This window comes from Halorubrum sp. Hd13 (assembly GCF_002252755.1).
In the GTDB taxonomy this organism is placed as follows: domain Archaea; phylum Halobacteriota; class Halobacteria; order Halobacteriales; family Haloferacaceae; genus Halorubrum.
Window position 1 is genome coordinate 1 of sequence record NZ_NHOY01000101.1, and the last position, 23952, is coordinate 23952.

General features: G+C 70.4%; 28 protein-coding genes. 13 read left to right on the forward strand and 15 right to left on the reverse strand.

Annotated elements, in window-relative coordinates; all coding sequences use genetic code 11:
* Nucleotides 1-206: 206 nt before the first annotated feature.
* From thrC to DJ81_RS12970, 4 genes are all read right to left on the reverse strand, one after another.
* Nucleotides 207-1490: a threonine synthase gene (gene thrC / locus DJ81_RS12955; RefSeq protein ID WP_094527559.1), complete on the reverse strand. Its 1284-nt coding sequence runs from the start codon at nucleotides 1488-1490 to the stop codon at nucleotides 207-209.
* A 148-nt stretch (nucleotides 1491-1638) separates the two neighbouring features.
* A complete protein-coding gene (locus tag DJ81_RS12960) occupies nucleotides 1639-1854 on the reverse strand; it encodes a hypothetical protein (RefSeq protein ID WP_094527560.1) in 216 nt (71 codons plus the stop codon).
* Nucleotides 1855-1941: 87 nt separating this feature from the next.
* Nucleotides 1942-2616 (reverse strand): uracil phosphoribosyltransferase, encoded by a 675-nt coding sequence (gene upp / locus DJ81_RS12965; RefSeq protein ID WP_094527561.1) that lies wholly within the window; start codon nucleotides 2614-2616, stop codon nucleotides 1942-1944.
* Between the two features lie 81 nt (nucleotides 2617-2697).
* Nucleotides 2698-2913: a hypothetical protein gene (locus tag DJ81_RS12970; protein WP_094527562.1), complete on the reverse strand. Its 216-nt coding sequence runs from the start codon at nucleotides 2911-2913 to the stop codon at nucleotides 2698-2700.
* A gap of 59 nt (nucleotides 2914-2972) precedes the next feature.
* Here DJ81_RS12970 and DJ81_RS12975 point away from each other — a divergent pair, with 59 nt between their 5' ends.
* On the forward strand, nucleotides 2973-3299 hold the full coding sequence (locus tag DJ81_RS12975; protein WP_094527563.1) for a hypothetical protein: 327 nt from the start codon (nucleotides 2973-2975) through the stop codon (nucleotides 3297-3299).
* A 183-nt stretch (nucleotides 3300-3482) separates the two neighbouring features.
* Entirely contained in the window at nucleotides 3483-3770 is a 288-nt protein-coding gene (locus tag DJ81_RS12985; RefSeq protein ID WP_170938327.1) for a HalOD1 output domain-containing protein, read from the forward strand.
* Between the two features lies 1 nt (nucleotide 3771).
* Here the strand turns inward: DJ81_RS12985 and DJ81_RS12990 are convergent, their stop codons facing one another.
* Nucleotides 3772-4110, reverse strand: coding sequence for a hypothetical protein (locus DJ81_RS12990; protein ID WP_094522878.1), 339 nt, complete (start codon nucleotides 4108-4110; stop codon nucleotides 3772-3774).
* A 551-nt stretch (nucleotides 4111-4661) separates the two neighbouring features.
* On the opposite strand from DJ81_RS12990, the gene DJ81_RS13000 reads away from it, so the two are divergent.
* On the forward strand, nucleotides 4662-4901 hold the full coding sequence (locus tag DJ81_RS13000; protein WP_094590056.1) for a hypothetical protein: 240 nt from the start codon (nucleotides 4662-4664) through the stop codon (nucleotides 4899-4901).
* A 35-nt stretch (nucleotides 4902-4936) separates the two neighbouring features.
* Here DJ81_RS13000 and DJ81_RS13005 read toward each other — a convergent pair whose 3' ends face one another.
* Nucleotides 4937-6205: a GTP-binding protein gene (locus DJ81_RS13005; RefSeq protein WP_094527567.1), complete on the reverse strand. Its 1269-nt coding sequence runs from the start codon at nucleotides 6203-6205 to the stop codon at nucleotides 4937-4939.
* 130 nt (nucleotides 6206-6335) lie between these two features.
* On the opposite strand from DJ81_RS13005, the gene DJ81_RS13010 reads away from it, so the two are divergent.
* The 4 genes from DJ81_RS13010 to DJ81_RS13025 all read left to right on the forward strand — a co-directional run bounded on the left by DJ81_RS13010 (nucleotide 6336) and on the right by DJ81_RS13025 (nucleotide 9975).
* Nucleotides 6336-6551, forward strand: a complete 216-nt coding sequence (locus tag DJ81_RS13010; protein WP_094557448.1) for a hypothetical protein — start codon at nucleotides 6336-6338, stop codon at nucleotides 6549-6551.
* Nucleotides 6552-6649: 98 nt separating this feature from the next.
* Complete coding sequence (locus DJ81_RS13015; RefSeq protein ID WP_094523231.1) at nucleotides 6650-6946, forward strand: hypothetical protein; 297 nt, start codon at nucleotides 6650-6652, stop codon at nucleotides 6944-6946.
* Nucleotides 6946-7923: a TRC40/GET3/ArsA family transport-energizing ATPase gene (locus DJ81_RS13020; RefSeq protein WP_094523233.1), complete on the forward strand. Its 978-nt coding sequence runs from the start codon at nucleotides 6946-6948 to the stop codon at nucleotides 7921-7923. The genes DJ81_RS13015 and DJ81_RS13020 overlap by 1 nt, the downstream gene beginning before the upstream one ends.
* Before the next feature lie 162 nt (nucleotides 7924-8085).
* Entirely contained in the window at nucleotides 8086-9975 is a 1890-nt protein-coding gene (locus tag DJ81_RS13025; RefSeq protein WP_094527570.1) for a carbon starvation protein A, read from the forward strand.
* Nucleotides 9976-10050: 75 nt separating this feature from the next.
* On the opposite strand, the gene DJ81_RS13030 is transcribed toward DJ81_RS13025, so the two are convergent.
* From DJ81_RS13030 to DJ81_RS13040, 3 genes are read right to left on the reverse strand one after another with little or no spacing between them, the layout of a single operon-like run.
* Entirely contained in the window at nucleotides 10051-10689 is a 639-nt protein-coding gene (locus tag DJ81_RS13030; RefSeq protein WP_094523237.1) for a DUF6517 family protein, read from the reverse strand.
* Nucleotides 10690-10694: 5 nt separating this feature from the next.
* Nucleotides 10695-11321 (reverse strand): hypothetical protein, encoded by a 627-nt coding sequence (locus DJ81_RS13035; protein ID WP_094527571.1) that lies wholly within the window; start codon nucleotides 11319-11321, stop codon nucleotides 10695-10697.
* Nucleotides 11314-11694 carry a cupin domain-containing protein gene (locus DJ81_RS13040; RefSeq protein ID WP_094527572.1) on the reverse strand — a complete coding sequence of 127 codons (381 nt, stop codon included), beginning with the start codon at nucleotides 11692-11694 and terminating at the stop codon, nucleotides 11314-11316. The genes DJ81_RS13035 and DJ81_RS13040 overlap by 8 nt, the downstream gene beginning before the upstream one ends.
* 146 nt (nucleotides 11695-11840) lie before the next feature.
* On the opposite strand from DJ81_RS13040, the gene DJ81_RS13045 reads away from it, so the two are divergent.
* The 4 genes from DJ81_RS13045 to DJ81_RS13060 all read left to right on the forward strand — a co-directional run bounded on the left by DJ81_RS13045 (nucleotide 11841) and on the right by DJ81_RS13060 (nucleotide 13618).
* On the forward strand, nucleotides 11841-12074 hold the full coding sequence (locus tag DJ81_RS13045) for a hypothetical protein (protein WP_094523243.1): 234 nt from the start codon (nucleotides 11841-11843) through the stop codon (nucleotides 12072-12074).
* Between the two features lie 99 nt (nucleotides 12075-12173).
* Nucleotides 12174-12860, forward strand: coding sequence for a DUF5828 family protein (locus tag DJ81_RS13050; protein ID WP_094527573.1), 687 nt, complete (start codon nucleotides 12174-12176; stop codon nucleotides 12858-12860).
* Between the two features lie 52 nt (nucleotides 12861-12912).
* Entirely contained in the window at nucleotides 12913-13170 is a 258-nt protein-coding gene (locus tag DJ81_RS13055) for a hypothetical protein (protein ID WP_094523247.1), read from the forward strand.
* A 70-nt stretch (nucleotides 13171-13240) separates the two neighbouring features.
* Nucleotides 13241-13618, forward strand: coding sequence for a helix-turn-helix domain-containing protein (locus DJ81_RS13060; RefSeq protein WP_094523249.1), 378 nt, complete (start codon nucleotides 13241-13243; stop codon nucleotides 13616-13618).
* Between the two features lie 4 nt (nucleotides 13619-13622).
* Here DJ81_RS13060 and DJ81_RS13065 read toward each other — a convergent pair whose 3' ends face one another.
* The 5 genes from DJ81_RS13065 to hisB form a co-directional block, all read right to left on the reverse strand.
* Entirely contained in the window at nucleotides 13623-15791 is a 2169-nt protein-coding gene (locus tag DJ81_RS13065) for a S9 family peptidase (protein WP_094590058.1), read from the reverse strand.
* Between the two features lie 91 nt (nucleotides 15792-15882).
* The gene (locus tag DJ81_RS13070; protein ID WP_094523252.1) at nucleotides 15883-16491 is read right to left on the reverse strand and encodes an IMP cyclohydrolase; all 609 of its coding nucleotides are present in this window, start codon (nucleotides 16489-16491) and stop codon (nucleotides 15883-15885) included.
* A gap of 431 nt (nucleotides 16492-16922) precedes the next feature.
* Nucleotides 16923-17513, reverse strand: coding sequence for a KEOPS complex subunit Cgi121 (gene cgi121, locus DJ81_RS13080; protein WP_094590060.1), 591 nt, complete (start codon nucleotides 17511-17513; stop codon nucleotides 16923-16925).
* Complete coding sequence (locus DJ81_RS13085; RefSeq protein WP_094590062.1) at nucleotides 17510-19987, reverse strand: ATP-dependent DNA helicase; 2478 nt, start codon at nucleotides 19985-19987, stop codon at nucleotides 17510-17512. The genes cgi121 and DJ81_RS13085 overlap by 4 nt, the downstream gene beginning before the upstream one ends.
* A gap of 94 nt (nucleotides 19988-20081) precedes the next feature.
* Nucleotides 20082-20678, reverse strand: a complete 597-nt coding sequence (gene hisB / locus DJ81_RS13090) for an imidazoleglycerol-phosphate dehydratase HisB (RefSeq protein WP_094523258.1) — start codon at nucleotides 20676-20678, stop codon at nucleotides 20082-20084.
* 108 nt (nucleotides 20679-20786) lie between these two features.
* Between hisB and DJ81_RS13095 the strand changes: the two genes are divergently transcribed.
* Both DJ81_RS13095 and DJ81_RS13100 read left to right on the forward strand, forming a co-directional pair.
* Complete coding sequence (locus DJ81_RS13095; protein WP_094590064.1) at nucleotides 20787-22262, forward strand: APC family permease; 1476 nt, start codon at nucleotides 20787-20789, stop codon at nucleotides 22260-22262.
* 1 nt (nucleotide 22263) lies between these two features.
* Entirely contained in the window at nucleotides 22264-23109 is an 846-nt protein-coding gene (locus tag DJ81_RS13100) for a universal stress protein (protein ID WP_094590066.1), read from the forward strand.
* 41 nt (nucleotides 23110-23150) lie between these two features.
* Here the strand turns inward: DJ81_RS13100 and hisA are convergent, their stop codons facing one another.
* A complete protein-coding gene (gene hisA, locus DJ81_RS13105) occupies nucleotides 23151-23891 on the reverse strand; it encodes a 1-(5-phosphoribosyl)-5-[(5-phosphoribosylamino)methylideneamino]imidazole-4-carboxamide isomerase (RefSeq protein WP_094580834.1) in 741 nt (246 codons plus the stop codon).
* Nucleotides 23892-23952: the final 61 nt, after the last annotated feature.

The following is a 23952-nucleotide window of genomic DNA, read 5'->3' on the forward strand; positions in this document are numbered from 1 at the left end:
AGATGTGTATAAGAGACGGCCCACCTGCCGAAGCTACGAGAGGTCGGGATCGTCCGGTACGACGCCGGCTCCCAGACGGTCCACTACACGGAGAATCAAGGGCTCGAGTCCTATCTCGACTACGTCGAGACGGTCGAGTTGGGCTGATCGGCGGCCGCGACGCGGCCCGTTCCGCGGCCGATCGTCACCGTGGGGAGCGCGGCGGTTCAGGCGTGCAGGTGATCGAGCACCGCGTCCACGTCGTTCGGGACGGGCTCGGGGTCGCCGCCGGCCTCGTACGCGGCCTCGGGGTCCTTCAGGAGGTGCCCGGTCGTCAGGCAGACCACGCGCTCGTCGTCGTCGACGACGCCGGAGCGCCGGAGCTTCTTCAGCCCGGCGAGGCTCGCCGCGGAGGCGGGCTCGACCCCGACGCCCTCGGCGGCGAGGTGGCGCTGCGCGGCGGTGATCTCGTTGTCGCTCACCGCGACGGCGGTGCCGCCGGTGTTGCGGATCCCCGGGATCGCCTTCGGCGCGTTGACCGGGTTGCCGATGCGGATGGCGGTCGCGCGCGTCTCGACCTCCTCCCACCGGCGGATCTCGTCGTTCCCCTCCTCGATCGCCTCGACCATCGGCGCGGCGCCCTCGGCCTGCACGCCGGTGAGCTTCGGGACCTCGTCGACGTCGAGCGCGCCGGCCTGAACGAGTTCGCGGAACCCCTTGTACAGCGCGGAGGTGTTTCCCGCGTTGCCGACGGGGAGGACGATCCGGTCCGGGAACGACCCGTAATCGGCGTAGAACTCCTCTAAGATCTCGAAGCCGATCGTCTTCTGGCCCTCCAGGCGGAACGGGTTCAGGGAGTTGAGCAGGTACGCCTCGCCGCGCGCGGCCAGCTCCTGCACGATGTCGAGACAGGCGTCGAAGTTGCCGTCGACCTCCAGGATGCGGGCGCCGTGGAGGCTCGCCTGCGCGACCTTCCCCGCGGCGACCTTCCCAGCTGGGAGGAGCACGAGCGTCTGCATGTCGCCGCGCCCGCCGTAGGCGGCGAGCGCGGCCGAAGTGTTGCCGGTGGAGGCGCACGCGAGCGCGCCGACGCCGAGCTCCTTCGCGACGCGGACGCCGACGGTCATCCCGCGGTCCTTGAACGAGCCGGTGGGGTTCATCCCCTCGTGTTTGATCCGGAGCGCGTCGACCCCCACCGCCTCCTCGATCCGCGGGACGCGGTGGAGCGGGGTGCCGCCCTCGGGAAGCGTGACGCCCAGGTCGAAGGGGAGCGCCTCGCGGTAGCGCCAGACGCCGCGGTCGGGGCCGTCGGTCGACGCGCCCGACCCGAACTCGTCGAACGTCGGCGGGTCGGCGTAGCGGACCTCCAGCAGGCCGTCGCACTCGTCGCAAGTGTACCGGACGTCCTCGAAGGGGGCGAACGTCTCGTCGCACTCGATGCAGGCGAGCCACGTCCCGTCGGCGGCGCAGTCGGGCGCCGCCGGGGTCGGGGCGTCGATGGCGAGATCCATTACGTCGTGGTGCGTGCCGCCGCGGCTTAAGACGGGCGGTCGGGACGGACGTTGCCGTCCGCTCTCTCCGAGGCGAACCGGTTCGGCGACGGCCCGTTCCCGTCGCGCGGCCCCACGGCGACGGCCCGCTCGCGGGCGGTCGCGCGGCTCAGTCGACGATGATCTCGGAGCTCTCGTCCGACTCGTCGGGACCGGACCCGAGCCGGTCCTGATAGCGCTGGATCCAGTCGGCGAAGCAGTCGGGGCAGAGCCGCTGCGTGTCGATGTTCGCCCGGTCGACGCTCAGCCGGACGGTCCGCGCGAGCGCGTCGGTCGTCGGCTCGCCGCAGGCGTCGCACGGCTCGGTCGTCGGCGCGTCGCTCATACCGATCGGTCGCGGGGACGGCTCTTAAAAGTACGTCGGCGGCGCCTGAGCGGACGGCCGCGAGGGCGCCGGCCGTCGTCGCTCGGGTCAGACCGTCCGGAACGCGCGGTCGCCCGCGTCGCCGAGCCCGGGGACGATGAACCCGTCGTCGTCGAGGTAGTCGTCGATGGCGACGGTCAGCAGCTTCGCCTCGGGCACCTGCTCGCTCACGCGAACGAGCCCGTCCGGCGCGGAGACCGCCGAGAGGACGAACAGGTCCTCGAACTCGTCGGCGTCCCCGAGGACGTGATCGAGCACCGCGCACATCGTCGAGCCGGTCGCGAGCATCGGGTCGGCGACGATAACGGTGTCGTCGGGACCGATCTCGGGCAGCTTCACGTAGTCGATGGTGATCGGGAACTCCCCGTCCGTCATCCCCGCCTCCTCGTCGCGGCCGGCGGAGATGACGCCCTGTTTCGCGCGGGGGAACGCCTTCAGGAGCCCCTCGACGAACGGGGTCGCGGCCCGGAGGACGTTGATGATCACCACGTCGTCGAGCCCCTTCACGCGCTCGCCGGTGGTCTCTTGCAGCGGCGTCGTCACCGGGACGTACTCCGTCTCCATCGCCCCGTCGATGATCTCGTAGCCGCAGATGCGGCCGAGCTTCACGAGCCCCTTCCGGAACGCGACCTGCTCCGTCTCGGCGTCTCGGAGCCGCGAGAGGGTGTCCTTCGCCAGCGCGTGCGTGATGAGGTACGCGTCGTCGCGGTCTTCGATCGTCATTGTCGGGAGAGGGGTCGCGTTCGGCTTAAAACGTGGCGACCCGCCGCGAGCGCGCCGTCCGGCGCCGCCGTCGGCTCGGACTCACCGCATCACCACGAGGTACGTCGCGGCGAAGATGACCAGCGCGAGAAGCCCGACGTTCGCCGCGGTGAGCGTCGCCATCCCGGCCCTGTCGAGTCCCCAGAGGACGGTCCACGCGAACCCACCGGACAGGACCGCGTTCAACAGGAGGATCAGCCGCGGGTCGCCCTCCGACTCCTCTATCCCCTCGCGGATTCCCTTCTCCTCCTCGCTCATGGCAAACATCCCGGGAGACCGGCACTTAGCTCTTTGTCCGTGGGACCCGTACGCATCCCATGGACACGGAGGTACACGTTCACAATCGCCACGGTGACCGGGTGGACCCCGTCCCGTTCCTCGTCACCGCCGGGCTCGCGTTCGCGTTCGCGCTCTCGTTCGGTCCGATCTACGGCCTCTCGTACGGCCTCACGCTGGCGACGTCGCTGGCGGCCTCGACGCTCGCGTTCGCGGTCGCCGCCGCGGCCGCGTACCACCAACTCGTCCGCTGCGCCCCGCCGCTCGACGCCGGCCCGCTCCCGCCCGGCCCGCGGGTCGAACGGCTCCTGTACGGCGGGGCCGCGTTCGGCGTCCTGCTCGTCGCGCTCACCGTCCCGCTGCTCTGATCCGCTCCGAGGCCGGCATCGAGGCCTCGTCGAAGAATACCGCCTCCGTCAAGAACGGCGGGACGAATACGGAACGCGCGTGCAGCGTGTCTCGTTGGTCGGTTCCGAAATCGTCTCTGCCCCGGAGCGTCTCATCGACATATAGAGGATAAATATTTATGAACATCTCCGGAACATGTCTATATGGGAGACGTTCTCGCTTCGAAGATTGTCGAGTCGGTCGCTGACGCGGAAGGCGTCGAGCCCGCCGAGCTGGATTTCACCCTCTACGAATACGTGGAGCCCGATGCGATCGAGCTCTTGGCAGCAAACGAGGCGGCAACGTGGACGCTGACGTTCGAACTTCCGAAGCACGACGTAACCGTCACGAGCGACGGGCGGGTTCTCGTTGACGTGCTCGACGGGGACGCTCGAGAACCTGTTAGCACCGACGCGCCGGACCCGGAGACCTTGTGCAGCGAGGGTGACTGATTCACGGCCAGCCGGGAGGTAGTTCGTCGGCGTGATTCTCGATCAGTTCGAGAAGTGGCTCGATTTCGTCGAAGCGCGGGCCTTTCGATATCTCGCCGGTATTCCGGTCCCAGTCGATGTATCCCGCATCTTCCAACCGCGGCAGATGGTCGTGCGTGAGCCGAACTTCGGACGCGTCCGACTCGCTGGATCCCCGAAGCATCACGTCGTCCGTCGTCTCGATAGCTTCCCGTTTCAACAGCAGAAGGATCACGCGTCGACGGCGCTTGGACACGATATCGAGCAGTTGGTCTACCCGCGGACGCAAGAGGACGTTCTCGGATCCGGCCGTGTCTGACATACCACAACATATGTCGGGAATACGTATAGTCTCTCGTGAGACATCAGTAAGACAGCATGAACGTCATCTCCGAGACGGGGGCGGACTGTGGCCCTCTGCGGCGTCAGACAGGACTGTCACCAGCTCGCTTGCACCCTCTCTCGGTCGTCTCTGCCGTCGTTCGCGACGTGGCGGCCGAGGTGGGTCCCCGAACCGGACCGCCCGATAGCTGACGTAGTCGATTTTTCGATCATCGCATCCACCCAAATGAGCGACACTGTCCGGCGAGTCGACGGCGTCGCAGCGATACTCTTCTCACGGCTCTCGGCGATCGACCTCGCGAGCCTCAGCGAGTCCCGTTGGGCGAACGTCGCGACGTCCGACGCGACGCTCCGGGTCACGACCACCCGACCTATCCGTGGCGACCCGAATCGGGTCCGACGGCTCTCGGAGAACCTGTATCGGGTCGCCGTCGGACACGCAGGCGAGGAGGTGTCCGATCGGCGTCTCGGCTGTGCGTCCGATTCGCACAGCACCGGGAGAGTAAGATGGGAGAACTCGTACAAACGATTATGGGGATTTTTAGCACGGTGACGGAGATGCTGGAGGGATCGACGCAGCGCGCGCCCGAGACCGCCGGCGACGACGGCTCCAAGGGCTCGTTCTGGTGCGACGACTGCGGCGTGCGGGTCCGGGACGTCGAGGTCGACGCGGAGGGGCTCGACCGCGACGGCGACGGCACCCCGGCGTGTCCCGACTGCGGCGACTCGATGCGGTTCGAGCGCGCGAGCGGGAGCGGCTGCGCCTGCTGAGTTCGCCGATGTCGACCCGGCGTCTCGACCCCGTCTCAGGGCTCCCGGAGCGCTAGCTCCTCGCCCTGTTCCGTCGGGAACGGGTCGTCCCCGCCGAGTTCGCCCTCCCCCTCCTCGGCGGCCGCCCACTCCTCGTCGGTGACGAGCGCGTCGTCGAGGCGCTCGCGGATCGCCGCCTCGTCGATGCCCGTGCCGATGACGACGTACTCCGTCAGGCGGTCGCCGTGCTCGTCGTCCCAGTCCAGTTCGGGCCGGTTCGAGCGCAGCATGTCGCGCTCGACGGCCGGGAGGCTCGCGATCCACGGGCCGAGCGCCGTGACCCGCACCGACGCGCCGGCCTGACCGACCTGCTGGCGCTGGTCCGTGCCCGCGACCCACAGCGTCCCCTTCGAGCGGACGACGTCTGGAGGGAGACCGCGGAGGACGGCGGCGATCCGGTCGGGGTGGAACGGTCGCCGGCGGCGATAGGTGAACGAAGTGACGCCGTACACCTCGTCCGGGTGGCGGTGGGCGCGGCCCCCCTCGCGGCCCTCGCCGTCGTGACCGGCGTGGTCGTGACCGCCGTGGTCGTCGTGCCCGTCGCCCTCCGCCAGCGCTCGCTTCCACCCGGGCAGGTCGCCGAGTTCGCCCGCGTCGAACAGCCCGACGTCGAGGATCCGGTCGGGGTCGACCGCGGAGAACTCCGCGACGACCGTCTCCGCGCCCGGCTGCAGCGCGCCCACGAGCTCGATCGCCTCGTCCATCTCCGCGTCCGTACAGAGGTCGGCCTTGTTACACACGACGAGGTTCGACACCTCGACCTGCTCGACGAGGAGGTCCGAGAGCGGTCTGTCCGCCTCGTCGTCGTCCGCCGCGACGCGCCGCTCGGGCACGTCGTCGCCGGCGAAGGCGTCGAGGAACCGCCGCGTGTCGATCACGGTCACCAGCGCGTCGACCCGGTAGCGGGCGGCCGCGCGCGACTCGGTCGTGAACAGGCGCGCGACCGGCGCGGGCTCGGAGATACCCGACGACTCGACGACCAGGTTGTCGAAGGAGCGCTCGTTCGCGAGCCGCACGACGGCGGTCTCCAGGTCGTCTTGGAGCTCGCAGCAGATGCAGCCGTTCGACAGCTCCGTGACGCCCTCCACGTCGACTTCGGACTCCTCGGCGATCAGCTCGGCGTCGACGTTGACGTCGCCCATGTCGTTGACCAGCACCGCGATGTCGCGCTCGCCGGCGTTCCGCAACAGGTGGTTCAACAGCGTCGTCTTCCCCGCTCCGAGGCTCCCCGAGAGCACGGTCACCGGGATCCGGTCGTCGTCCATGGGCGTCGGTCGGCGTGCGGCCCCTTCAACGTCGCGGCGGCGGAACCGGGGGCGCTCGCCGGGGCGGGAGGACGCCCCGCGCTCGCCGAAAGCCGATACGTTGATACGTCGCGCCCGCACACCGCCGACCATGTTCCAGTACGTGTCGGCGGCGGGGATCGCGGCGATCGCGGTGACCGTCCTGATGGTCGCCGCGGTGCTGTACCTCGTCTGGGGCGCGCTCGGTGGGGAAGCGCACTCGCCGTCTCCGGACGTGGACGAACAGCCGGAGCTCGACGACGGCGAGGAGGCGGCAGAGTCCGACGAGCCGCAGGCCGAACTGACCGCCGACGGCAACTCGGCCTGATCGGCCGCCGTCGACGAGCGATCGACCGCGACCCGCTCCCGATCGGCCGGCGCGTGACCGCGACAGCTTTTAACATACCCCGACCGTCACGACCGATAATGACAGTCGCAGACCGGATCGAGACCTTCCGAGCCGCGCTCGAGGAGTGGCTCCGCGGCCTCTACCACGGGATGGTCACTCACGCGGCCTACGAGAAGATCGAGAAGGAGGCCGAGGACACGGAAGACGAGTTCATGCTCGCGTGCTTCCCGGACGCGTTCGGCATCCCCTCGCCGGTCTCGTACTACACCGCCGAGCTGCTCCCGTACCTCGAAGACGAGTTCGAGGCGTGGGAGCGCAGGCTGTGGGACCGCGAGAGCCTGATGGAACGGAAGGGCCAGCAGTACCACTTCTGATGGAGCAGTTCGTCTTCTTCGGCGGCAAGGGCGGCGTCGGTAAGACCACCGTCTCCTGCGCGTACGCGTACCGCTGCGCGAACGCGGGGCTGCGGACGCTCGTCGTCTCGACCGACCCCGCGCACTCGGTGTCCGACGTGTTCGGCCAGCGGTTCAGCGACGACCCCGAGCCGGTCGACGGCGTCGACGGGCTCGACGCGATGGAGATCGACCCCGAAGACGAGATGCAGCGACACCTCCAGGAGATCCGCGAGGGGCTCTCCGAGCAGGTGTCGGCGGCGATGGTCTCCGAGATCAACCGCCAGCTGGAGATGTCACACGGGACGCCGGGGGCGTACGAGGCCGCCCTCTTCGACGCGTTCGTGGGCGTGATGCGCGAGGAGAGCGAGCCGTACGACCGCGTCGTCTTCGACACCGCGCCGACCGGGTCGACGCTGCGGCTGCTCGGGCTCCCGGAGTTCCTCGGCGACTGGATCGACCGCCTGCTGTACAAGCGCAAGCAGTCAATCGACCTGTTCGAGAAGGCCGCGATCGGCGACGCCGAGCCGCGGCGCCTGATGGACGGCGACCCGGTCTTAGAGCGGCTCCAGCGCCGCAAGGAGTTCTTCGAGTTCGCGGGCGACACGATGCGGAACGACGCCGCCTTCTTCCTCGTGTTGAACCCCGACCAGCTGTCGGTCAACGAGACGGACCGTGCCATAGAGGGGTTCACCGAGCGTGACCTGCGCGTCCGCGGCCTCGTCGCGAACAAGCTCACCCCGTCGCCGGACGAGGACGAGGAGGGGCGCGGAGCCACCTACCTGCGCGACAAAGTCGCGACCGAGCGCGAGCGGCTCAATCAGGTCCGCGAGGAGTTCGACCCGCCGCTGGTCGCCGAGATCGAGTCGCGAACCAGCGAGGTCCGCGGCGACGTGCTCTCGGAGGTCGCGGCCGCGCTCGACGTCGAGACGGGGGATCCCGTGAGCGCGCGCGAGTAAGAACCGGTGTCGGCGGCGCGGAATAAACTATAGATGAGGTGAAAGGAACCGGTTTGACCCGCCTGTGTTCCTGCTTTCTTCAATCGAATCGGGTAACTATCACGGTTGAAGCTAATACTTATTACGCTGTTTCCAAACCGCGCTCATGAGGCAGGGGAACTTATGACAAGTGTAATTTGGATCACGGTCGCTGTGCTGAGCACATTCACCATCGGATACATGGGGTATTCGCGGTACCTCTCCCAGTTCGTCGAACTCGACGCCGAAACGGAGACGCCGGCGCACAAATACGAGGACGGACAGGAGTACGTACCGTCGAAGAAGCCGGTGTTACTGGGGCATCACTTCTCGAGCATCGCCGGCGGCGCGCCGATCGTCGGCCCGATCACGGCCGGCGCCGTGTGGGGATGGGTCCCCGCGCTGCTGTGGATCGCCGTCGGCAACCCGCTGATGGGGTCGGTCCACGACTTCGTCGCGCTGTCGAGTTCGCTGCGACACGAGGGGAAGTCGATCGGCTACATCATCGGCCAGTACGTGGGCGAGCGCGGGAAGGACATGCTACTGTGGTTCGCGTTCCTGACGATCATCCTCGTCGTGGCGGTGTTCGCCCTGGTGGTGGCCATCGTCTTCGACGCGTTCCCGCAGGTGACGACCGCGAGCTTCGTGTACATCGCGCTCGCGCTGGTGTTCGGGGTCTACCTGTACCAGCTGAACGGCCCGTTCGTGCCGGGGACCGTCCTGTTCGTCGCCGCCGTCTTCGGCGGCGTCTGGCTCGGCATCGAGTTCCCGTTCGCGCTGTTCCCGGCGGTCGGCGACGCGTCGTACCCCGCCGGAACGCTCGTTCTCGCGGACGCGCTCGGGCTCGGCAGCGGGCAGTGGATCCCCGGGTCGTCGGCCGTCGCGATGAACCCGAACCGGGCGGCGTGGGTCCCGGTCATCATGCTGTACGCCGGGATCGCGAGCGCGCTCCCGGTGTGGACGCTGCTCCAGCCGCGTGACTACCTCTCGTCGTTCCTCCTGTACACCGGCGTCGGAGGGGCGCTGCTGGCGATCATCGTCGGCACGCTGCTCGGCACGTCCGCGCAGCCGCTCGTCATCGCCGACTCGATGGGCGCGTTCAACGGCTTCTGGGGCGTCGAGGGAGCCGGCCTCGCGCCGCTGTTCCCGCTCCTGTTCATCACCATCGCCTGCGGGACGATCAGCGGATTCCACTCGCTGGTCTCCTCTGGGACGACGGCCAAACAACTCGACAAGGAGACCGACGCTCGGCTGATCGGTTACGGCGGCATGCTCGGTGAGGGACTGCTCGCCGCGGTCGCGCTGTCGACGCTCGCGGTCGCCGGGTTCGCCGACCCCGCGGGCGGGATCGGCGCGGCGCTGCCGAACTTCGCGACCGGCGGCGGCATCATCCTCACCAGCTTCGGGCTGCCCCAGTCGTTCGGGGCGCCGTTCATGGCGCTGGTGCTCGTGAGCTTCCTGCTCACGTCGACCGACACCGCCGTCCGCCTCGGCCGCTACATGATGGAGGAAATCGTCGGGGTCCCCACCGGGGACACCGCGTCCGGCTTCGAGAACCTCACCGACGGCCCGTGGGCGGCCCTCGGAAGCCTCGCTCGCGGTCGCTACACCAATCCGCTGGTCCAGGCCGTCCCGGCGTACCTGATGGTCATCTCCGGCGAGTGGCTGACGCTGTGGGCGCTGTTCGGCGGCGCGAACCAGCTGCTCGCGGCGCTCGCGCTGTTGACCGCCACCGTCTGGCTGGCCAACTGGGACGACTCCAAACAGCTCGTCTCGACGGGCGTCCCGATGGCGATCATGACGACGATCACCGTCATGGGGCTCGCCTGGCTGGCGTTCTACAGCAACCTGTACCAGAACCTCATCCAAGGCGGAGCCGAGGGCTTCAGCTCCATCGCGTCGTCGGTCGTCCAGATGGTGCTGGCGCTGGTCCTCATCTACATCGCGCTCTCGCTGGTGAAGATCGGCTACGAGAACATCCAGTCGGCCCGCGGCGGGACCTCCGGCGCCGCCGTCGAACCGAGCGACGACTGAGCCGTCTCCCGCGGCTTCGAAGTCCGATTCTTTTTTATTCCACATCCGGCCAGCGGCGCGTCTTCCCGCACCGACTCAGGCGTCGCGCGTGACCTCGCCGAACGGCGGGTCGCTCTCGACGCCGGCGGGCGCGACCGCGATCGCCGTGACGGCGTCGCCGTCGGCCCGGACCCGAGCGCGCTCCAAGTCGACGTCCGCGTCGTCGGCGGTCGCGGTCGCCGTCTCGCTCTCCGCCTCGGTGCCGAGCACCGTCCGCGTCGAGGCGCTCCGCCAGTCGGAGACCGACGAGACGCTCGCGCCGGTCGCCAGCTCCACCGCCCGCGCGGCCGACACCGCGGCGACCGGGTCTCGGACGACTTCGGGTTGCTCGATCACCGCCACGGCCGGCGCGGTGACGACCCCGAAGCGTCGGCCGTCTTCGGCGGCGTACCCCCGGCGGAACACCGTGGCGATCACCTCGCGGGTGTTCGATATCTGGACGTCGCCGGACAGATCGACCGTGATCGAGACGGTCACCGTCGTCTCCGTCGAGAGGGTCTCCTCGTATCCCCGCTCGGAGACCGCGGCGTCCGGGAGCGACGCCGGCCGGCCGGCGCTCGCCTCGATCGGCTCCTGTTCCTCGGGCAGCAGCGCGCACCCGGCGGTCGTCGCCGCGGCGCCGGTCACCGCGGTGAGGAACGCGCGCCGAGGGCGCGGGGTGCGACTCGGGCGCATCGCGGTCACCGCCAGAATCGCTTCGCGAAGCGGGAGAGGAACCCCTCGTCCGGCTCCTCGACGGGTTCCCACAGACGGAACGCGCCGGTGACGTCCGCGGCCTCGCTGTCGACGATCCGCTCTTCGTCCGGCGCGACCACGATCAGGTTCACCTCGTAGTGCCCGTAGTAGCCGAACTTCAGCAGGGTGCGGTCCCGGAAGTCGGCGACGAACGCGGCGACCTCGTCGGGGATCCGATCGGCGACGAGGACGAAGGTGACGTCGGTGCCGTAATGCTCCTCGTTCGGCGTGATCCGCTCGTCGGCGACGCGGTGGCCGACCTCGACGAGCCGCTCCAGTTCCCCGACCGTCGGGCTCGTCACCCGGCGCGCGAACAGGTGCTCCATGATGTCGTGGTCCCCGTAGCTCAGCGCCGGGTGGAAGAACTGCTTCTGGTTGCGCATCCGCATCTCCCCCGCGAACTCGAAGCGCTCGCCGTGGACGACCACGTCCCGATCGAGGTCGTAGCTGTACATCAGTCGGTCTGAGACGCGGTCGAGGTACTCGTCGTCGTAGTCCGGGACCTCCTCGCGGATCTCGGCCGGCAGCTCCTCGGAGTCGCGGCGGTCGCCGCCGTCGGCGGCGTCACTCATCGGCGGGATCGTACGCGACCGCGTCGCCGTCGGCGGGCGGCGCGCCGATCGCGAGCACGGTCACGGGGCCGTCGGCGTCGGCCGGGTTGTACGCGCGCTGCGGGCTCTCCGGGTCGACGACGAACAGGTCGTCCGCGGGCACCTCGTAGATCCGCTCCGGGGTCTCGACCGAGAGCGTCCCGTCGAGGACGTAGAACGCCTCCTGTTGGGTCTCGTGGTAGTGGTACGCGAGCGGGAGCTGTTCGCCCGGCTCGGCTCGGAAGCGGTTGATCGCCGCGGCGTCGAGCCCGCCCGGCTCGGAGAGCTTCCGGCACTCGCAGGGGCGGTCTGGCTTCGGCTCCACGGTCTCCGTGTCGACGACGCGGTATCCCATGTGATCTCATTCCACGGACCGATTGAAAAGCTCGTCGGGCCGGCGTCGGTCGGTTCGAGAGTCCGACCGTGCGGCGTGAAAACGCGACAGCGGCGCCGACAACGGGTTTTAACACCGTCGAACACGATCATGCGGTAGATAGTACCATGTCCGACGAGGAGATCAACGCAGAAGCGTGCGGCCGGTGCTCGATGTCGACCGTCGTGGGCGCGGTGAACGGCGACAAGGACCCGGAGGACCGCGTCGAGCACGACCCGTTCGCCGGCGAGCGAATCGAGGTCGACGAGTCCTCGATCCGCCGGGTGTCGCCCGCGGGGGTCCTCAGCGACCTCAAAGACCGCGTCGACGCGCTCGGCCGTCGGTTCTCGTACGGCAAATAGGCCGGGAGAGCGCCGACCGCGGAGCCGCGGCTGACCTGCGCGGGCTCGCGTCAGGTCGGAGAGACTTATACGCGTTCGTTTCGTAGGGGGGTCCACGCGATGGAAGAGAGCATCTCCGGCTTCAAGGTGCGCGGGGACTGGGGCGACGTGGTCGAACACGGCGAGCGAATCGCATTGGCGCTCCGCGAGACGGGCGCCGACGGCGACGCGTTCTACGAGTTCGACGACTGGCGCCCGAAGTCCCACGAGCGCATCGACGAGGACGTGTCGGCGAAGACCGCCGAGCAGGCGTCCGTCGCCGAGGGCGAGGGCGAACAGGCCGGCCAGACGCCGGGTGAAGACCTCCAGACGGCCGGCGAGAAGCTCACCGAGTCCTACGAGAAGGTCGAGGAGAACGACACCGAGAGCGCGATGGAGAGCTGGGGCGAATCGATCGGCCACGTCGCCCGCGCGGCCGACTCGGCGAGCCGCAAGGCGCTCCGGAAGGTGGAGGACACGGTATACCGGAAAGTGATGACGCAGATGGCACCGTACTACTTCGACAACGAGCTCGTCAGCGCCAACATCCAGGAGGTCGGCCGCGGCGAGGACGGCGAAACGTTCGAGTTCGAGGTGAACGTCAACGACGACGAGCTGAAGGCCGAAGTGAGCGAGATCCTCGACGAGTACGAGTCCGAGATCGACCGCTGGCACGTCGAGACGGAAAAGCGCACGGACGACGTCGCCGCCGCCGAGGGCGTCGAGCCCCCGGAGACGGAGGGCGGTCCGGACTCGACGATGACGTGACTCGCGAGCGCGGCACGGACGGTTTTAATTCGACGACGCGTGAAGAGCGCGTATGAGCGAGGTACTCCGGATCGAGGCCGGCGAGCTGTCGGCCGACGAGATCATCGACGCCCTCAACGACGGCCGTCGGATCCTCGTCGATGTCGAGGTCGCCGGCGGGCGCCACGAGGTCGTGCTCCGGTACGACGGGGAGACGTATCACTGCGACACGCCGACCAACCTTCACCGCCACGCGGAGGAGGACGAGATGCGCGGCTGTATCGACCGGATGGGGTACGCCAGCGCCGACGCCGGCGTCGACGGCGACTGAGTCGGGCGCCGACCCTCGGCCGCGGTCCGCCGATGACGACTTTTAACCCGACCGCAGCCGAACGACGCCCATGAGCGACCCCGAGATCGAGGACCTCGTCGGCGACGTCTCCCCCTCGTTCGAGCACGTGCTCTCCTGCGTGTTCGGCATTCGAGACCACGAGAGCCGCACGTACCTGACCCTGCTCGATCACCCGGGGAGCACCGTCGCCGAGCTCGCCGAGGCCCTCGACCGGGACCGGTCGAACGTGAACCGTTCGCTGTCGACGCTGCGGGACAAGGGGCTCGTCGAGCGCCGCCGCCGGCTGCTCGACTCCGGCGGCTACGTCTACCAGTACACCGCGGTCCCGGTCCCGGAGGCGAAAGAGCGGCTGCACGAGGCGCTCGACGAGTGGGTCGAAGGCGTCCACGCGGCGATCGAGTCGTTCGATCCCGACGGCTCGTCGTGAGGCGCTACGCTTCGCCGGCCTCGCCGCCCGTCTCGTCGGCCTCGTCTCCGTCGCCCTCCGCCTCGCCGTTGTCCGCCGCGCTCAGCCCCGCCTCGTCGGGACGGTCGAGCGCCCGCGGCGCGTCGTGGTGCTCGGAGTAGCCGTCGAACCAGCGAGCGATCCGCTCGATGCGGTCGACGACGTGCCCGGGTTCCCCGGAGCGGGAGAGCTCGTGTCCCTCGCGCGGGTACCGCACGAACCGCGTGTCGACGCCGTTCTTCCGGAGGATCCGGTGGTAGAGCTCCGCCGTGCAGATCGGCGTCCGCGTGTCGTCCTCGCTGTGGATCAACAGCGTGGGCGTGTCGACCGCGTCGGCGTGGCCCGTCGGCGACTGCTCCCACAGCCAGCCGGGCTCCTCGGACGGGACCGTGTCGAAGTCGCCCTCGAGCAGCTTGTACGCGCCGTCGGTCGAGCCGTAGAAGCCGGTGAGGTCGTACACGCCGCGCTGGGAGACGGCCGCGCGGAAGTAGTCGGTCTGCCCCACCGTCCACGCGGTCATGAACCCGCCGAAGGAGCCGCCGGTGACGAAGGCGTTCGTCTCGTCGACGGACGGGCGCTCCGCGACCGTCTCCACGCCGGCCATCACGTCGGAGAGGGTCGCGTCGCCCCAGTCGCGCTCGATCGCCTGCATGAACGCCTCGCCGTAGCCGGTCGACCCGCGCGGGTTCGACCAGAAGACGACGTAGCCGCGGGCCGCGAGCGTCTGGAACTCGTGCCACATCGTCCCCGCGGTCGACCACATCGCGTGGGGGCCGCCGTGGATCTCGACCGCGAGGGGGTACTCCTCGTCCGTCTCGCCGTCCGCCCCGTCGACCGCCTCGCCGTCCGAGTCGAACTCCGGCGGCGTCATCACCCACCCCTGGATCTCCGTCCCCTCCGACTCGAACCGTATCTCCTCGGGCTCGCCGATCGCGCGATCGGCGAGGTAGTCGGCGTTCAGCTCCGTGAGCCGCGTCGTCTCGCCGCCCCACGCGTCGTGCGCGAAGACGTCGCCCGGGTGGTCCCACTCGCTGGCGGCGACCGCGACGGTCACCTCGCCGGGGCCGGCGCCGTCGTCGCCGCCGACGGTCGCGCCGGAGACGGTCCCCGGCCGGAGGAGGCGCTCGGGGGCCGCGCTCCCGTCGGCCGGGACGTGCCACAGCGCCGTCTTCCCCTCGTCGGGGGTCGCGAAGTACAGCGTCGCGTCGTCGGGACCCCACTGCGGCGCGGCCTCGTAGCCGAGCCCGCGGTCGATCCCGTCCGTGAGCTCGGTCACGTCGCCCGTCTCGCGGTCGACGACGCGGAGGTCGACCGGCTGCATCGACACCCGCTCCGGCTCGGCGTGGGTGAAGGCCACTCGCCCGTCCGCGGTCGCCGCGATCGCGGCGCCCCAGCCGGTGGTCGTGTGGACGCGCTCGGTGTCGCCCGTCTCGAAGTCGTGCGCGCGGATCGCGATCTCCGCGGAGTCGTCCGGGTCGTCGCCGACCTCCTCGGCGAAGTAGAGCGTGTCGGCGTCCCCCCAGTCGGGCGCGGCGAAGTCGGCGTCGCGGTCGGTCACCCGCTCGACGCCCTCGGCGGGGTCCGCCGCGGTCGCGCCGTCGACGTCCGCGTCCGCGTCGACGACGTACACGCCCGACCGCCGCCCGTCGAAGAAGCGCTGTCCGGAGCGGTAGACGGTGCGGTCGATCACGCGCGGGTCGGGGTGGTCGTCCGGCTCGTACTCCTCCGGCACCGACAGGTCCCGGCCTTCCTCGCGGTCCTCGGCGGTCACCGACTGGACGAAGGCGATCCGGTCCCCGTCCGGCGACCACGCGATCTCCGAGACGCCGCCGACGACGTCGGTGACCCGGCGGGCCTCGCCGCCGTCGACCGGGAGGACCCACAGCTGCTGGGTGTCGTCGTCCGCCCCCCGCGTCGACGTGAACGCGATCCGGTCGCCGGACGGGCTCCAGCGCGGCTCCGCGTCGGAGCCCTCGGCCAGGGTGAGCCTGCGGAGGTCGCCGCCCGCGACGTCGACGAGGAACACCGTCGACTCGACGGTCTCGTCGTCGGTCGGCTGGCGTCGCAGGAAGGCGACCCGGTCCCCGTCGGGCGAGATCCGCGGGTCGGCGGGCGTGGCGATGTCGTGATAATCGGCCGCGGTGACGCGCTCCATGGAGGCGGGTCGGCCGCCGCGGTCAAAAGGCGTCGGGAGCCGGAAAAGGGGTCGGCCGGGACGTCGCGGACGCCCCGCCTCGGGCGGCCCGCTACGCGTCGCCGTTGTCGAGCGCGAGCGTCACGCCGTCGTCGTCGACGGTCGCGCCCGCGGCGCACACCGGGTGCTCGAAGTCGGCGCCGAGGACCTCGCTCGCGGCCGCGCCCGCGTCCGGACGCTCGTCGTTCGCCGCCGCGAGGGCGTACGGCTCCGGGCTGTCGGTCTCGTAGGTGGCGACGATCGTCGGCTCGTCGACGGCCTCGACGAGCAGCGCGTCGCGGCGGACGACGCCGACCGTCGCCGTCTCGCTCCCGACGACGCCGGCGATCCGCGGCGTGTCGTAGTCGTCCTTCTCGAAGTCGAGCGCGAGCAGCGGCGTCGCCAGCGCGTCGCGCGCCGGGTACCCCAGTTCGAGCTTCTCCGCGATCGGGTCGACGTGCGAGCCGTTCCCGACGACCGCGAGCGGCTCGTCGGTCGGGGTCCGGACCGCCCGCGCGCAGTTGTACGAGACGTACGGATTGTCGGTCTCGGAGGCGTCCGGCGTCGGTCCGACCGTGAGGGTCCCGCCACGGTCGAGCACGCGCCGGTTCGGGAACGAGCGCGAGGAGACGCGGTAGGCGCCGATTCCGGGGGCGACGACGACGAATCGTCCGACGTACATACAGCTTCGTGGCCATTCGGACGAGTAAAACGCATCGATATGCGCACGTTCTTCGATCAGATCTCGGTCGCGGAGGAGGCACCCGGCTCTCCCACCGCCTGTGAACGCGTGACAGAGGGCCGGCGACGCGCAACGCTTACAAACACGCACAGGCTATCGATGGTTGCGCACAGTCCATTGGGGTAGTGGCCAATCCTGTTGCCTTCTGGGGGCAACGACCCTGGTTCGAATCCAGGATGGACTATTCTCGCGGTTCGCCCGTCCTCGATCCAAACGCGGCGTCCCCCTCCGCTTCGTCTGCGGGGGTCCGTTTCGCGTGGATCGCCTCGTTCCGCTCGACCGCTCGCTTCGTCTGGACTCGAACACTTCCTACGTACCGCGGTTTCCAGTGGAAGCGAAGGGGTATGGGAATCGGTCACCCGCGTTCCCGGTCACTTCTCGACGTCGAGCAGCGCCACCCGTTCGCGGACGACGTCGGCCAGGTCGCCGGCGGTCGCCGCGAGTTCGCGGTCGGAGACGCCGTAAAACTCCGTCACTCGTTCCCGATCGAACTCGGCGGCGGCGGGGGGAGCCGTCAGCCGCTCGACCGCTCGCTCGGCCGCGTCGAGGTCCGCGGCGGGTCGGTCCGCGCCGTCGACGCCGCCGAAGTCGGCGACCAGCACGACCGCGCGCTGTTCGCCCTCGGAGACGCCCAGCGCCAGCGCGCGGTCGATCTGTCGACGGCCGGCCGCGTACAGCATGATCTCGACGCCCGGGTCGCGAGCGACGGCCTCGCCGCGGGCGATCGCACGGGCGGCGAGGCGGACCGCGGCGCGGAGGTGAGCGTCGGAGACGACGAGGTCGGCGTCGAACGCCTGCACGACCGCGCCGGTCTCGTCGGCGATTCCGTCGAGGCGCGCGAGGAAGGCGTCGAGGCCGTCGATGGCGACCGTTCCGCGGACGAGGCGGTGCGGCGGGGTCGACGGGTCGGGGCGGCCGTCGTCGGACCCGGTATCAGGGGTCGTTTCCGTCCCGTCGCTCACTCGAAATCACCCAGGCTCGCCTGCCCGTCGCCGTCCCCGTCGCTCGCGGAGCCCGCGGTCGCCGCCGCCGAGGCCGACTTGTCCGGGCGCACGTCGTCCATCGACGGGTCCTCGCGCCCCGCGTGTTCGAGGATGCGCTCGGCGGTGCGCTCGCGGCCGCGGAGCGCGCCGAGCACGACCGCCTTGTCGGCCTCGCGGAGGTCGGCGCGCGTCTCGACGCCGGCCTCGTACAGCCGGCGGGCGCGCTTCCGGCCGACGTTCCGGACCCCAGCTAAGTCGAGCAGCTCCTCGCGGACGCCGTACTCGATCCGCTTGCGGGCCTCGCGGACCGCGACGACGACGTCGCCGTCGACCCCCTCGACGTCGCGCGCGAGGGTCTCGGCCGCGCGCAGCAGCCACTCGGCGGTGTCGACCTTCCCCCGGATGTCGCCCGGGCCGACGCCGTACCGCTCCGTGATGCGGTCCTCGTCGACCTCGTTCGCCCAGTCCTCGAGGAGGCGGGCCGTCTTCAGCGACGCGAGCCAGTCCTCGAAGCGCACGTCCTCGTACTCGGAGGGCACGTCGCCGAGGAACTCGCCCTCGCGCTCGTAGCAGAGCTCGGTGTACGTCTCTCTGTCCCCCGACTTCAGGTAGAGCTCGTACATGTCGGGCGTGCGGCTGACGAGGTGGTAGAGGCCGAGCGGGGTGACCTGGGGAGCGGCGGGGTCGGCGTCGCCGTCGGCCGAGTCGCCCGCGGCGTCCGCCGTCTCGCTCTCGTCGCCGTCCTCCCCGGCTCGCGTGTACGTCCCGAACCCGGGCTCGTCGGCGTCTCCGTCGCCGTCGGCCGTCATGACGAACTCCCCGTCGTCGCCGCTCGCGCTAGCGACACCGGCGGCTCCCGCGTCCCCGACCGACCGCAGCCCGTCGATCATCTCCGCGGCGCTCATCGGATCGAGGTAGAGCCGCGAGACGGTGTGGCCGATTCCGGTCGCACTCAGGCCCTCGCTCCCGCCGTCGCGATCGCGGTCGATGAAGTCGTTGACGGCGAGGTAGTCGAGGACGGTGTCGGTGACGGCCCCGAGCCGCCCCTCGTCGTCGGTCTGGGTCGCGTAGAGCGTGTTGTCGAGGAAGGAGAGGAGCCCGTCGCGGGTGGAGGCGAAGCCGGAGGCGACGGTGGCGAGCACGTGGGTCCGGAGCGCGGGCTCGGCGGCGAGCTTCGAGCGGACCGGCTCGGGGTCGGCCCAGAGGTACCGCTCGAACAGCTCCTCCTTCGTGTCCGCGTCGTTCGCGAGCAGCACCGCCTCGCCGTAGGGGTCGAGTCCGGGCCGACCCGCGCGCCCGCACATCTGGTGGACCTCCAGCACGTCGAGCGGCTTCATCCCGCCGAACTCCCCGTCGTAGCGGCGCCAGTCGCGGACGATCACCCGGCGGGCGGGGGTGTTGACGCCGGCGGCGAGCGTCGGCGTCGCGGAGATGCACTTGATGAGGCGGTCGCGGAACGCGTCCTCGACGAGCGACCGGTGCTCGCTCGCGAGCCCCGCGTGGTGGAACGCCGACCCCTGCGCGACCGCGTCGGCGAGGTCCTCCGACGTGTCCGTGTCGGAGACGCCGCGGATCTCCTCGGCGAGATCGCGGAGGCGGTCGCGCTCGTCGTCGGTGAGCCGCGACCCGGTGACGTCGGTGAGCTTCCGGGCGGACGACTCGGCGTTGCGCCGGGAGTTGACGAAGACGAGCGAGGAGCCGCCCTGCCCGTCCTCCTCGGTGTCGAGCGCGTCGGCGACGAGCCGGGCGGTCTGGTCCTCGCCGCGCTCGACGGGGACCTCCCGCTTGCTCCCGTCGGCGAAGTCGACGGCGTTACCGAAGTGGACGCCCATCCGGAGGTCGATCGGGCGCCAGTCCGACTCGACCAGCCCGGCGTCGAGCCAGTCGGCGATGACGTCGGCGTTGCCGACGGTCGCCGAGAGCGCGACCGTCTGGAGCCCGGGGTTCACCTTCCGGAGCTTCGCGAGGGTCACTTCGAGGGTGGGGCCGCGGTTCGGGTCGTCGACGAGGTGGACCTCGTCGCTCACGACGCAGGTGAGGTCGTCGATCCACGGGGCGCCGTTGCGGATCAGCGAGTCGACCTTCTCCGAGGTGGCGACGATGACGTCCCGCGTGGCGAGCCACTCGCCGTCGGACTCGTAGTTGCCGGTGGAGACGCCGACCGTGACGCCGTGGTCCTCCCAGCGCTCGAACTCGGTCTTCTTCTCGCTGGCGAGCGCGCGCAGCGGGACGATGTACAGCGCCTTGCCGCCGCGCTCGATCGCCGATAGCATGGCGAGCTCGGCGATCAGTGTCTTCCCGGAGGCCGTCGGGACCGCGGCGACGAGGCTCTCGCCGTCGACGACGCCGGCCTCGACGGCGGCCGCCTGCGGCGGGTACAGCTCGGCGACGCCCTCCGATTCGAGCGCCTCGCCGACGCCCGCGGGGAGCCCGGAGAGCGAACTCGGTTGCATTGGTGGAGGGTGGGTCCCGACCCGATTTAAACCGTCGGAACGGCCCGGTGGCGGGGGCCGCGCTCGTCTCCTCACGGCCGACCCGCCGCTTCCGCTACAGCTCGCCCTTCGTGCTCGGCGTGTCGCTGCGGCGCTCGTCGAGCCGCGTCGCGTCGTCGAGCGCCCGTGCGAGGGCCTTGAACAGCGCCTCGACCTCGTGGTGGGCGTTGTCTCCCCGCTCCACCGCGGCGTGGAGCGTCAGGCCGGCGTTGTGCGCCAGCGACAGCGCGAAGTGGTCGGCCATGACGCTGGTGAACCCGCCGATCGACGCCTGCGAGAACGCCCCGTCGAACTCGTAGTACGGGCGCCCGGCCACGTCGACGACGACGCTCGCGACCGCCTCGTCGAGGGGGACCCGTCGGTCGGCGTACCGCCGGATGCCGCGCTTCTCGCCGAGCGCCTCGTCGAACGCCTCGCCGAGGCAGATCGCCACGTCCTCGACCGTGTGGTGGTCGTCGATCTCGGTGTCCCCGTCGCACCTGACGGTGAGGTCGAAGAGGCCGTGTTTGGCGAACGACGCCAGCATGTGGTCGTAGAAGCCGATCCCGGTGTCGATCTCGCTGTCGCCGTCGCCGTCGATCGCGAGGGTGAGCTCGATCGTCGTCTCGCTCGTCTCGCGGGTGACGGCGGCCGTCCGGTCGTGATCGCTCATACCGGCCCGTCGCGGCGGATTCGTAAGTCGGTTGCGGGTGGGCGGACGGCCGACGGCACCCGACCGGCGGTGGATATTTGTCACGCCAGTGAATCGTCTCGGCACGGCATGGACAGTTCAGACCCCCCCGACTCGTCCGGCCCGTCCGCCGCCGCTGGCCCTCCCGACGCGTCCGGACCGACCGACGGCTCCGGCCCCTCGCGCGCCGGCGTCGAGGTCCCAGACACGCTCGCCGCCGTCGTCGACGCCGACACCGGGGAAGGGGAGCTCGAACGGACCATCGGCCTCGTGGGGGGGCTCGCGATCGGCGTGGGAACGATGATCGGCGCGGGGATCTTCGTCTTCCCGGGGCTGGCGGCCGAGAACGCCGGTCCGGCGGCGTCGCTCTCGTTCGCGATCGGAGCGGTCATCGCGCTCCTCGTCGCGCTGCCGGCGTCGGAGCTCGCCACGGCGATGCCGCGCAGCGGGGGCGGCTACTTCTTCATCTCGCGCGGACTGGGGACCGCCGCCGGCGCGGTCGTCGGGCTCGGGCTCTGGCTCGGCCTCGTGTTCGCCGCCGCGTTTTACCTCGTCGGGCTCGGCAGCTACGCGGGACAGGTGTTCCTCGAAGCCGGGATCGCGCTCCCGATCGACCCCGCGGTCCCCCTCGGCGTCGCGTTCGGCGTCGGTCTCACCGTCCTCAGCCTCTTCGGGACCGAGAACACCGCGGCGCTCCAGAACGGGATCGTGATCCTGCTGTTGGTCATCCTCACGCTCTTCTTGAGCTACGGCTCGCTCGACGCGCTCGGCGTGTTCGGCGCCGAACGCGTCCCGGAGCGCTTCTTCCCGCCCGGCGGGACGCTGCCGGTGCTCCAGACGGCGGCACTCGTCTTCACCTCCTACCTCGGCTTCGCGCAGGTCGCGACCGTCGCGGGCGACATCACGGAGCCGAGCCGGAACCTGCCGCTGGCGATGGTCGGCTCCGTGCTCCTCGTCGGCGTCTTCTACGTCGTCACGATCTTCGTCGCGACGAGCGCGTTCGGCAGCGCCCGCCTCGGCGAGTTCGGAGAGACCGCGATGGTCGAGGTCGCGCGGTCGTTCGTCGGGCTCCCGGGGGCGCTGGCGATCGTCGTCGCCGGGCTGTTGGCGACCTTCTCCAGCGCGAACGCCTCAATCCTCAGCGCCTCCCGCGCGGTGTACGCGGTGAGCCGCGACGAAATCATCCCCGAGACGGCGAGCCGGCTCAACCTCGCGTACGGCACCCCCCACGTCGCCCTCGGGCTCGCCGGCGGTCCGATCGTCGTCCTGGCCGCGACGGGGCAGGTGGCGCTGCTCGCGGAGGTCGCCTCGTTCCTCCACCTCGTGATGTACGGGCTGATCTGCGTCGCGCTGATCCAGCTCCGGCGGGAACGGCCGTCGTGGTACGACCCGGCGTTCCGCTGTCCGGCCGGGTTCGCCGTCGCCGGCGTCGGCGGGCTCGCGAGCTTCGCGCTCATCGCGTTCATGCAGCCGGCGTCGATCGGCGTCGGCGCCGCGATCATGATCGCGGCGTACGGCTGGTACCGATACTACGCGACGGACGTCGAACTCAAAGGAGACTTCTGAGATGACCGACACACCCACCGAGGACGGCGAGGAACAGACCGAGACCGGGGACCGACAGGCGACCGGAGAACAGCCGGGGCCTGAAACGCCGACCGGAGAGCAGCCGGAGCCGGACGCGCCGACCGACGTCGGTCGGCCGTCGGTGCTGGTTCCCCTGAAACTGCTCGAGGGCGAATCGCTCCCGAACGGTGTCCCGGAGCTGCTCGCGAACGCCCGCGTCGTGCTGCTCGGGTATCACGTCATCCCCGAGCAGACGGCGACCGAGCAGGCGCGGGAGCAGTTCGGCGAGAAGGCGATGTCGAAGCTCGACGAGTTCGCCGACTCGCTCGCCGCGGCCGGCGCCGACGTCGAGACCCGGCTCGTGTTCACTCACGACGAGGCGACCACGATCGACCGGCTCATCTACGAGTACGAGTGTCTCGCGGTGCTGGTCCCGAACAGCGCGGAGCGCGTCGACTCGGTGCTCGTCGCGCTCCGCGGGACGGTCGGCGTCGGGCGGAACACCCGGCTCGTCGCCGGGCTGTTCGCCGACGCGGGCGTCGACGTAACGCTGTATCACGCCCTCAACGAGGGCGAGTCCCCCGACGACGGGGAGTCGTTCCTGAACGGGGTACGGGCCGACCTCGTCGAGCGCGGCGTCGCGGCCGACCGGATCGAGACGCTCGTCGAAGACGCGGACGCCCCGCTCGACGCCATCGCGGGCCGGGCCGAGTCGCACGACGCGGTCGTGATGGGCGAGACGGACCCGTCGGTCACGACGTTCGTCTTCGGGATGCCGTCGGAGCAGGTGGCCGAGCGCTTCCTCGGGCCGGTGCTGGTCGTCCAGCGCGAGCGTCCGGAGGAGTAGTCGGCGGCCGACCGAGGGGCGACTTCGCGGGACCCGCCGTCTCAGACGTCGTCCGCGGCCGCCTGCGCCTCCCGCAGCGTGAACCGCCCCTCGTACAGCGCGGTCCCGACCACGACCGCGGCCGCGCCGGCCCCTTTCAGCGCCGCCGCGTCCTCGACGGTCGCCACGCCGCCGGAGGCGATCACCGGGACGTCGACCGCGTCGACGACGCTTTCGACCGCCTCGCGGTCGATCCCCGCTAGCTGTCCCTCGACGTCGACGTTCGTGAACAGGATCGCGCCCGCGCCGAGCTCCTCGTAGCGCGTCGCGGCCTCGGCGGGGTCGAGGCCGGTCCCCTCGGTCCAGCCGCTCACGACGACCTCGCCGCCCTTCGCGTCGAGGCTGACGACGACGCTTCCCGGGTGGCTCTCGTCGATCTCGGCGACGATCTCGGGCGTCTCGACCGCCGCGGTCCCGAGGATGACGCGGTCGAGACCCATATCCAGGAGCTCGCGCGCGCCCTCCGCCGTGCGGATGCCGCCGCCCAACTGGAGGCCGACCGCGTCCGGGACGCTCCGGACGACCGACTCGATCGCGTCGGCGTTGACGCGCTCGCCCTCGAACGCGCCGTCGAGGTCGACGAGGTGGAGCGTTTCCGCGCCCGCCTCGATCCAGCGGTCGGCGGCCTCGACCGGGTCGCCGTACCGCTTGCCCGTGCCGCGCTCGCCGCCGACCAGCTGGACCACCTCGCCGTCCTGGACGTCGACCGCCGGGATCACCTCGAACTCGGGGAAACCGCTCATACCCGTCGGGAGTCGCGGGCGCGGATTAAACGAGTCGGTTCGGGCGGCGAGGGGCCTCAAG

Bases quoted from the DNA above. Each gene is read 5' to 3' on its own strand.
- upp (WP_094527561.1), bottom strand. From the start codon at position 2,616: ATGACGATCGAAGACCGCGACGACGCGTACCTCATCACGCACGCGCTG.
- DJ81_RS13005 (WP_094527567.1), bottom strand. From the start codon at position 6,205: ATGGACGACGACCGGATCCCGGTGACCGTGCTCTCGGGGAGCCTCGGA.
- DJ81_RS13100 (WP_094590066.1), top strand. From the start codon at position 22,264: ATGACCGACACACCCACCGAGGACGGCGAGGAACAGACCGAGACCGGG.
- hisB (WP_094523258.1), bottom strand. From the start codon at position 20,678: ATGAGCGATCACGACCGGACGGCCGCCGTCACCCGCGAGACGAGCGAG.
- DJ81_RS13020 (WP_094523233.1), top strand. From the start codon at position 6,946: ATGGAGCAGTTCGTCTTCTTCGGCGGCAAGGGCGGCGTCGGTAAGACC.
- DJ81_RS13065 (WP_094590058.1), bottom strand. From the start codon at position 15,791: ATGGAGCGCGTCACCGCGGCCGATTATCACGACATCGCCACGCCCGCC.
- DJ81_RS13055 (WP_094523247.1), top strand. From the start codon at position 12,913: ATGAGCGAGGTACTCCGGATCGAGGCCGGCGAGCTGTCGGCCGACGAG.
- DJ81_RS13045 (WP_094523243.1), top strand. From the start codon at position 11,841: ATGTCCGACGAGGAGATCAACGCAGAAGCGTGCGGCCGGTGCTCGATG.
- DJ81_RS13015 (WP_094523231.1), top strand. From the start codon at position 6,650: ATGACAGTCGCAGACCGGATCGAGACCTTCCGAGCCGCGCTCGAGGAG.
- DJ81_RS13050 (WP_094527573.1), top strand. From the start codon at position 12,174: ATGGAAGAGAGCATCTCCGGCTTCAAGGTGCGCGGGGACTGGGGCGAC.
- DJ81_RS12990 (WP_094522878.1), bottom strand. From the start codon at position 4,110: ATGTCAGACACGGCCGGATCCGAGAACGTCCTCTTGCGTCCGCGGGTA.
- DJ81_RS12975 (WP_094527563.1), top strand. From the start codon at position 2,973: ATGGACACGGAGGTACACGTTCACAATCGCCACGGTGACCGGGTGGAC.
- DJ81_RS13040 (WP_094527572.1), bottom strand. From the start codon at position 11,694: ATGGGATACCGCGTCGTCGACACGGAGACCGTGGAGCCGAAGCCAGAC.
- DJ81_RS13085 (WP_094590062.1), bottom strand. From the start codon at position 19,987: ATGCAACCGAGTTCGCTCTCCGGGCTCCCCGCGGGCGTCGGCGAGGCG.
- DJ81_RS12970 (WP_094527562.1), bottom strand. From the start codon at position 2,913: ATGAGCGAGGAGGAGAAGGGAATCCGCGAGGGGATAGAGGAGTCGGAG.
- DJ81_RS13035 (WP_094527571.1), bottom strand. From the start codon at position 11,321: ATGAGTGACGCCGCCGACGGCGGCGACCGCCGCGACTCCGAGGAGCTG.
- DJ81_RS13070 (WP_094523252.1), bottom strand. From the start codon at position 16,491: ATGTACGTCGGACGATTCGTCGTCGTCGCCCCCGGAATCGGCGCCTAC.
- DJ81_RS13030 (WP_094523237.1), bottom strand. From the start codon at position 10,689: ATGCGCCCGAGTCGCACCCCGCGCCCTCGGCGCGCGTTCCTCACCGCG.
- DJ81_RS13000 (WP_094590056.1), top strand. From the start codon at position 4,662: ATGGGGATTTTTAGCACGGTGACGGAGATGCTGGAGGGATCGACGCAG.
- DJ81_RS13060 (WP_094523249.1), top strand. From the start codon at position 13,241: ATGAGCGACCCCGAGATCGAGGACCTCGTCGGCGACGTCTCCCCCTCG.
- DJ81_RS12960 (WP_094527560.1), bottom strand. From the start codon at position 1,854: ATGAGCGACGCGCCGACGACCGAGCCGTGCGACGCCTGCGGCGAGCCG.
- DJ81_RS13025 (WP_094527570.1), top strand. From the start codon at position 8,086: ATGACAAGTGTAATTTGGATCACGGTCGCTGTGCTGAGCACATTCACC.
- hisA (WP_094580834.1), bottom strand. From the start codon at position 23,891: ATGAGCGGTTTCCCCGAGTTCGAGGTGATCCCGGCGGTCGACGTCCAG.
- DJ81_RS12985 (WP_170938327.1), top strand. From the start codon at position 3,483: ATGGGAGACGTTCTCGCTTCGAAGATTGTCGAGTCGGTCGCTGACGCG.
- thrC (WP_094527559.1), bottom strand. From the start codon at position 1,490: ATGGATCTCGCCATCGACGCCCCGACCCCGGCGGCGCCCGACTGCGCC.
- DJ81_RS13095 (WP_094590064.1), top strand. From the start codon at position 20,787: ATGGACAGTTCAGACCCCCCCGACTCGTCCGGCCCGTCCGCCGCCGCT.
- DJ81_RS13010 (WP_094557448.1), top strand. From the start codon at position 6,336: ATGTTCCAGTACGTGTCGGCGGCGGGGATCGCGGCGATCGCGGTGACC.